5 protein-coding genes are annotated in these 6,921 nt (G+C 61.9%); all 5 read right to left on the bottom strand.

Translation table 11 applies throughout. The annotated features are described in order from the left end of the window. Window positions 1-7: 7 nt before the first annotated feature. The gene (locus tag DVJ77_RS20770) at window positions 8-934 is read right to left on the bottom strand and encodes an AraC family transcriptional regulator (protein WP_114847451.1); all 927 of its coding nucleotides are present in this window, start codon (window positions 932-934) and stop codon (window positions 8-10) included. 74 nt (window positions 935-1,008) lie between these two features. After that, window positions 1,009-2,199: a flagellar hook-associated protein FlgL gene (gene flgL / locus DVJ77_RS20775; RefSeq protein WP_114847452.1), complete on the bottom strand. Its 1,191-nt coding sequence runs from the start codon at window positions 2,197-2,199 to the stop codon at window positions 1,009-1,011. Window positions 2,200-2,413: 214 nt separating this feature from the next. Further along, complete coding sequence (gene flgK / locus DVJ77_RS20780) at window positions 2,414-4,291, bottom strand: flagellar hook-associated protein FlgK (protein ID WP_114847453.1); 1,878 nt, start codon at window positions 4,289-4,291, stop codon at window positions 2,414-2,416. 39 nt (window positions 4,292-4,330) lie between these two features. Further along, window positions 4,331-5,311 carry a flagellar assembly peptidoglycan hydrolase FlgJ gene (flgJ, locus tag DVJ77_RS20785; protein ID WP_114847454.1) on the bottom strand — a complete coding sequence of 327 codons (981 nt, stop codon included), beginning with the start codon at window positions 5,309-5,311 and terminating at the stop codon, window positions 4,331-4,333. A 13-nt stretch (window positions 5,312-5,324) separates the two neighbouring features. Next, entirely contained in the window at window positions 5,325-6,401 is a 1,077-nt protein-coding gene (locus DVJ77_RS20790; protein WP_318530938.1) for a flagellar basal body P-ring protein FlgI, read from the bottom strand. Between the last annotated feature and the right edge of the window lie 520 nt (window positions 6,402-6,921).

The raw sequence follows: 6,921 nt of genomic DNA on the forward strand, positions 1-6,921 counted from the left end.
GCGCACGTCAGCCGGGTCGCGAGCCGCCATGTCGATAAGCGGCTGGAGTCATGCCGTGCTGCCGCTCAAAGGCGCGGATGAAAGCGGAGTCCGATTGAAAGCCCACGGCGGCGGCGATCTGGCTGATGCTTTCCCGGCTGCGCATCAATCGGCCGGCAGCGGCATCCATGCGAAGGCGAGACAACATACCGGCAGGTGTGGCCTGGGTAACGCGCTCGAACAAGCGCAGAAAACTGGCGCGGGACATATGGCAACTGCTGGCCAGCCACTCGATGGTCAGGGTTTCATGAAAGCGCGACAACATGGCGAGCGCTGCAGGGCGAAGCCGTGGCTCTCGCAATAAGCCCATCACACCACGCATGTCCTCGCTGCGGCTCCACCAATGGCGTAGCACCAAAGTAAATAACGTGAGCGAGAGTTGCCCTACTACGCAACGCGAACCGGGCGAAGCTTGTTGTACCTCGGCCCGCATCATCTCGACCACCGCCTCCAGTGACGATTGCGACACGCATGCCGAACCAGGCATATGCATGATGCGCGGGAGAGCGGTCAGCAGCGCCGAAGCGCCTTGGCCGAAATCGATGCGGCCACAAAACATATCCAGTTCGGGCGCATCCTCTTCGCTGGTGCGCCAACTCAGCAGCGGATGATGTCGAACGCCGTAACTCGGCAGCGGCTGATCCCAATCGGATGGGCCACCGGCAACCACATGAGCGTCGCCGCCGGGAAGCACGATCACGTCGCCGGCCATTGCGGACACCACTTCGTGACCAGGCACCTGAACGTAAATGCGCCCGCGCATCACCACGTGAAAACACACCACGCCGGGATCTTCGGCCACATGCGGTACGGCCCATTGCCCCGACCATTGGCAGCGGATATCCAGACTACCCCGCGCCGGGTGAGCTTCGAGCAGTTCGCTAAGCGTGTCCATAAAGCCAAAAGATGCGGTTTCAGAACGGCAAGCTTAACGCGCGGGGCTTTCGCCCGATGGGGTCTGAGTAGCAGTCAACGTAGATAACTGAACAAGGACGATTGCTGCACCTTGCTGAAGGTCATCTGCGCCGCCTGCAGCGTCGTCGACTGCAAACTCAAGCGGCTGATCGCATCGTAGTAATCCAGATCCTGCACATCCGACAACGCGGTTTTGTACTGCAAGGACAAATCGCCGTTGAGTGCGCTTTGTTGATCGAGCGCATTCATGCGCGCGCCGATGCCGGCGCGGGTCTGCGACAGCGTGTCGATCGACTGATCGAGATTGCTGAACTGCGTATTGAGCGAGTTCTGCATGGCACTGCCACCGCCCGGTGTACGCAGTGCGCCGATGATGTTGGTCATCGTGGTGAAAATGTCTTGTTGACCCGATGGCGCTACCGCGAAATTGTCGCCCACCGCAGGGGTGCCGCTCATCGCCACTTGCACGCCGCGAAAGGAAATATTGCCGCCGGCACTGGGGTCGTAGCTGCCGCCGCTGATGGTGGCGCCCGAAGCGTCGTGTACGGCGTAGGTATTGGCGGCGGTGAAGGCAATCGTGTAGCTGCCGCCGTCCCATGCGGTGCGATCGGTTACGTTGCTGCTGCCGGCAACGGCCGTGCCGGTATTGCCGCCCGCCGCCTGCACCGCAAAGGTGCCGTTGCCGGTAGGTACGCGCATAAACACCGCACTGCCCGGATCGCCAGTGGCGACCTGCATGCCAGGGCCGGCAGCCACCATGCGCTGACCGTTATCGCCGAGATAACTGACTGCATTGTTTTGCCAGGCAAAGGGTTCGGTACCGGTTTGATTACCCGCGTACAGATAATCGCCCTGGCCGTCTTTAGCGTTAGCCAGGCCGAGCAATTGCTGCCGCAGTTGGGTCAGCTCGGTGGCGATATCGCCACGCGTCTGGTCGGTCTGGCTGCCATTGCTACCTTGCAGCACCAGCGTGCGTACACGATTAAGTACGTCGGTGGACGAAGACAGCGATTGATCCTCGATACCCAGCCGCGCATTCGCCGAGGCGATATTGCGCTGATACTGCGCACTGTCGGCGGTCATATGACTAAGCTCCAACGCGCGCGCCGCGCCCACCGGATCGTCCGATGGCTGATTGATGCGCTTGCCGGTGTTGAGCTGGTTCTGAGTATCAGCCATATCGCCCTGCCCATTGAGCATGGTGCTAACGGCGGCTTGCTGCATCCAACTGGTGGAGATGCGCATGGTGTTAGGGACCTGGAAGGAAGGGAACGGGGAACGGGGAACGGGGAACGGGGAACGGGGAACGGGGAACGGGGAAAAGCCTAAAAAGCAGAAGCAAAAAAGCAAGAGAAAAACAACGAAAAATCAAAAAAGAACGCGGCACCGCAAGCACTCATCAGTCTGCATGTTCCCCGTTCCCCATTCCCTGTTCCCTGCTTTACCTCCGTTCCCCGCTCTAGCTCTTCACCGCCCCCAGCAGCGCATTAAAGATATTGCTGGCCGTGGAAATCACTTGCGCCGATGCCTGGTACGCCTGTTGGTAGCGCACCAGGTTGGCGGCCTCTTCGTCCATGTTTACGCCCGATACGCTTTGCTGCGCCTGCATCGCCTGGTTGTAGAGGCCGGTCTGGGTGGTGAGTGCGTCTTTGGCCAGCGAGCCGGCGCTACCGACCTGGCTTGTCAATTGACCATAGGCACGGCCGACGCTGGTGTTGCCGCCGTCGAGCACGCCCAGGTTGGCCACCTTGCCCAAGGCCAGCGCATTGCGATTGTCGCCACGTGCATTGGTATTGGCTTTGATATTGAAGCTGTCGCCGGTGGCGGGGGCGCCATCGAGCTTGAGACTCCAGCCGTTATTGGTAATGGCTTGACCCGGTGTCCACGCCTGCGACGGGCCACCGTCGATGCGATAGCTGGTGGGCGAGTCGAACACGATGCTCGATGGGTTCAGCAGCGCAGCGTTGCTCGGGTCGCTTACCGCCATGCTGTTGACGCTGGCATTGCCTTTATTGGTGCTGCCCACGCTGGCGACCAGCGGCGCGGCAGCGGCGAGTTTGTTGGGGTCGGTGATGACCACGCCAAAGCCTGCCGCAGCGGTACGCGTGGGCTGGATACGAAAGCTATCGCCCTTGCTGGGCGCACCACCGACGACCAGGCTCAAGCCATCGGCGGTGTAGGGATCGGCGGCCGTACCGGTACCTGCCATGGTGATGCTGTTGCCGCCGCTATCGCGCAAGCCCCAGGCACTGCCGTCGTAGCTGAGCACGTAATCCTTCGTGGTCAGTTTACCGATGTCGCCGACACTGGCGCCAACGGTACCGCTGCCCAGATTACTGCTAGCCCCCTGCACGGTCGGCCCGGCCACGCTGAAAACGTTGCCGCCCATCGCACCGTTGAGATCCATGCCTTGCGCATGCTGCGCGTTGAACGCGCTGGCCATGGCCAAGGCCGTGCGCCCCAATTGGTTCTGCGCCGGATCCAGCACGCCGCTGCGAAAATCCAGCAAGGCCCCCAGGCTGCCGCCGCCGATCTGCCCGCTGATGACGGTGCCGGTGTCTTTGCCGGTGACCTCCAGCCGCGTGGCGTCGTATACGTTCGGCGCCGTGCCCAAGGCATAGGACTGCGTGCCATTGACCAGGGCCTGGCCATTGCCGACGAGAATATTGACGGTGTGATCGCCTTGCGGCACCACGCTGACGCCGACCTCCGTTGAAATTTTCTTGACCAGCGCATCACGTTGATCGAGCAAGTCGGACGGCTCACCCTGGCTGCTGCTGTAAGCGGTGCGGATCTGTTCGTTGAGCTTGGCGATCGACTGACTGTCGCTGTTGATCGCATTGACGGTGTCGCCGATTTGCCGATTGACACCTTGCGACAACTGATCGAATTGGCCCGACAGACTTTTGAACGTACTTGCCAGTCCATTCGCCCGCGCCAGCAGCACTTGTCTGGCCGATGCGTCGGAGGGCGCATTGGCCATGTCCTGCACGGCGCCGTAAAAGCTATCCAGCGAGGTCTGCAAATTACTGCTGCCCGAGAGCTGGTTGTTGAGCTGGCCGGTAAGGCTTTGATACGTGGTAGCGCGACTCTGCCCGGAGCCCGCCGTCCATAATGCCGTGTTGAGGTATTGGCTATAAGCACGTTGCACCGACTGCGTATCCACTCCGGTGCCGATGTAGTAACCGCCCTCGCCCTGCGGCATGCGCGCAACAAAATTCACTAACTGCCGGCTATAGCCGGCGGTGTTGGCGTTGGCCACATTGTGGCCGACGGTGTTCAGGCCCACCTGCGCGGCAAGCAGGCCGGAGACGCCGGTAGAGAGCATGTCAGCCATGCGAAGTCCTTAGTGAGTGCTGCGCAAGTGGGGTGCGTGTCATGGCATCTGTGACGGCAGCATGCCGTCTGACTTGAGCTGATCTGATTGGAGCAGATCTGATTGGAGCTGACCTGATTGGGCCAGATCTGATTGAAGCCGCGCCAACGCTTCGCGCATCTGCGGACTGTTGGCGATGGCGGTGAGCTTGGCCGCATAAGTGGGGTCGGTGGCGTAACCGCCACGCCGGAGCGCCTGCGCAAAACCGGCGACATCTTCGCCACGGCCAAGCGCAGCCGCATAACGCGGGTTATCGCCCACCATGCGCGCGTAATCGGCGAAAGAATCCGCAGGCGACGTATAGGCACGAAACTGATCGCGCCGGCGCACCGCCACACCGTCTTCATATTCAAGCGTGGGCACGCTGACCTTGTCGCCGCCCCAACTGCTGCCGGCCTTGATGCCGAATAAATTGAAACTGCTGCTGCCGTCGCCTCGCTGCGGCAGATGTTTACCCCAGCCGGTTTCCAGCGCGGCCTGCGCCAATAAAGCACGCACCGACACACCGAGCTTATCGGCGGCAGCCTGCGCATGTGGTGCCAGCGCACGAACAAAGCTCACCGGATCGCCGCCGGGCAAAATCTTGCTGACGACATCCACCGCTTTGGACGCACCGCTCGATAGCTGCCGCAGCGTGTCGTTCCATGCCGGCGTTTGACTCGCCGCATCCTTGCCGCCGAGCTGACGCATCAGCATCTGCGCGATACCCAGGCCACGCCCGCCCTGGGAGAGACTCAACGACAATTGCTGATCGAACATATCGCGGTACGCATTACCCGCTTCACTATCGCCCATGCCCTCGCCGGTGCTGGCCTCGCGCATCGACTTCAACATCATCTGGGTAAAGATCGACTCGAACTGCTTGGCCACTGCCGGCAACGCCGCCTTGCCGTCACCCTGCGCCTGCGCCCGCAACTGATTGAACCCGGACAACTCGGTCCAGGTATTGAGGGCGGGCAGCGTGCTGTCACCGGTTGTCATTGCGTTCGCCATGTCAGATCACCACCAGCTCCGCATGCAATGCACCGGCTTGCTTGAGCGCCTGCAATACGGAGATCAAATCGCTGGGCGTGGCGCCCACCTGATTCACCGCGCGCACGATGGTGTCCAGGCTCACGCCGGGACCGAACTTGAACATGTGCGCGCCGTCCTCGGTCACCTGCACATTGCTGCTCGGCACCACCGCCGTCTGCCCGCCGCGACTGAACGGCGCCGGCTGACTTACCAGCGGCTGCTCGCTGATGGTGACCTGCAACGCACCGTGCGCCACCGCCGCCGCGCTCACTCGGACATCCGCACCTATCACCACCGTGCCCGTGCGCGAATTGACCACGATACGTGCCGACGCATCGCCCGGCTGTACGTCAAGATTCTGGATCGCCCCCAACCACGCCACTTTCTGCGCCGGGTCCTGCGGCCCACGCACACTGACCGAACCACCGTCCAGGGCCTGAGCCGTACCCGCGCCATACGCCCGATTCACCGCCTCGGCTACGCGCGCAGCGGTCGTGAAATCGGAGGTATTGAGGTTCAACACCAGATCCCCGCCGTTACCGAACGAGGAAACCACACTGCGCTCCACCGTCGCGCCATTCGGAATCCGTCCGCTTGCGGCGCTATTGATCTGCACACTTGAACCACTCTTACCCTGCGCACTCACCCCGCCCACCACCACACTGCCCTGCGCCAGCGCATAGACACTGCCATCGGCGCCGCGTAATGGCGTCATCAACAACTCCCCGCCGCGAATACTTTTGGCGTTACCGATCGACGCCACCGTGATGTCGATGTTTTGCCCCGGCTTGGCAAACGGCGGCAACTCCGCCGTCACTGTCACCGCCGCCGCGTTTTTCAACTGCGGCCGTGCGTTGGCAGGCACGGTGATGCCGAATTGCTGCAGCATGTTTTCCAGGCTTTGGGTGGTGAATGGCGCCTGGGTGGTTTGGTCGCCGCTGCCGTCGAGGCCGACGACCAGGCCGTAGCCGATCAATTGGTTGCTGCGGACGCCGGCGACTTGTACCAGGTCGCGGATTTTGTCGGCGTGGATGGGGGCAGATAGGAGGATCGCCATCATGACGAATGTGGTGGCTATTTTGGGGTGCATGTTATGGGCCCGCTTCATGTTGGCTTCTGCGTGTGGCTACCGCGACCTGGTTCGCCTGCGGCGGGCTTTCGAACCCCTGCCGGGGTCCGAGTCACTTTTCTTTGAGTGGCCAAAGAAAAGTAACCCAAAGAAAGGCCACCCCCATGCAGCGCTCTACGGGCATCCTGCCCTTCGAGTGCGTGAGGCTTGGCCGGGCTTTTCGACAGTGCATCCATGCACTGGCGAAAAGGCATCGACATCCCTGTCGATGCCCCTGCGGGCCTTGTCGTCCAAGCCTCACCGCTACAAAGGGGCCCCGTAAGAGCAGCGCGCGTCCTGCGCGCACTCGGGTGCGACTGCACGCAGTCGCCGAAGAATGAAATGGTGAGGCAGCGTGGCTCCCTCCCCTGCTTGCAGGGGAGGGTTGGGGAGGGGTTCAATCTTGCGGCGAGGTTGGACCCCCTCCCAGCCTCCCCCTGCATGCAGGGGGAGGGGCAAAAGCGCAGCA

It is taken from the genome of Dyella tabacisoli, assembly GCF_003350925.1.
In the GTDB taxonomy this organism is placed as follows: Bacteria; Pseudomonadota; Gammaproteobacteria; order Xanthomonadales; family Rhodanobacteraceae; genus Dyella_C; species Dyella_C tabacisoli.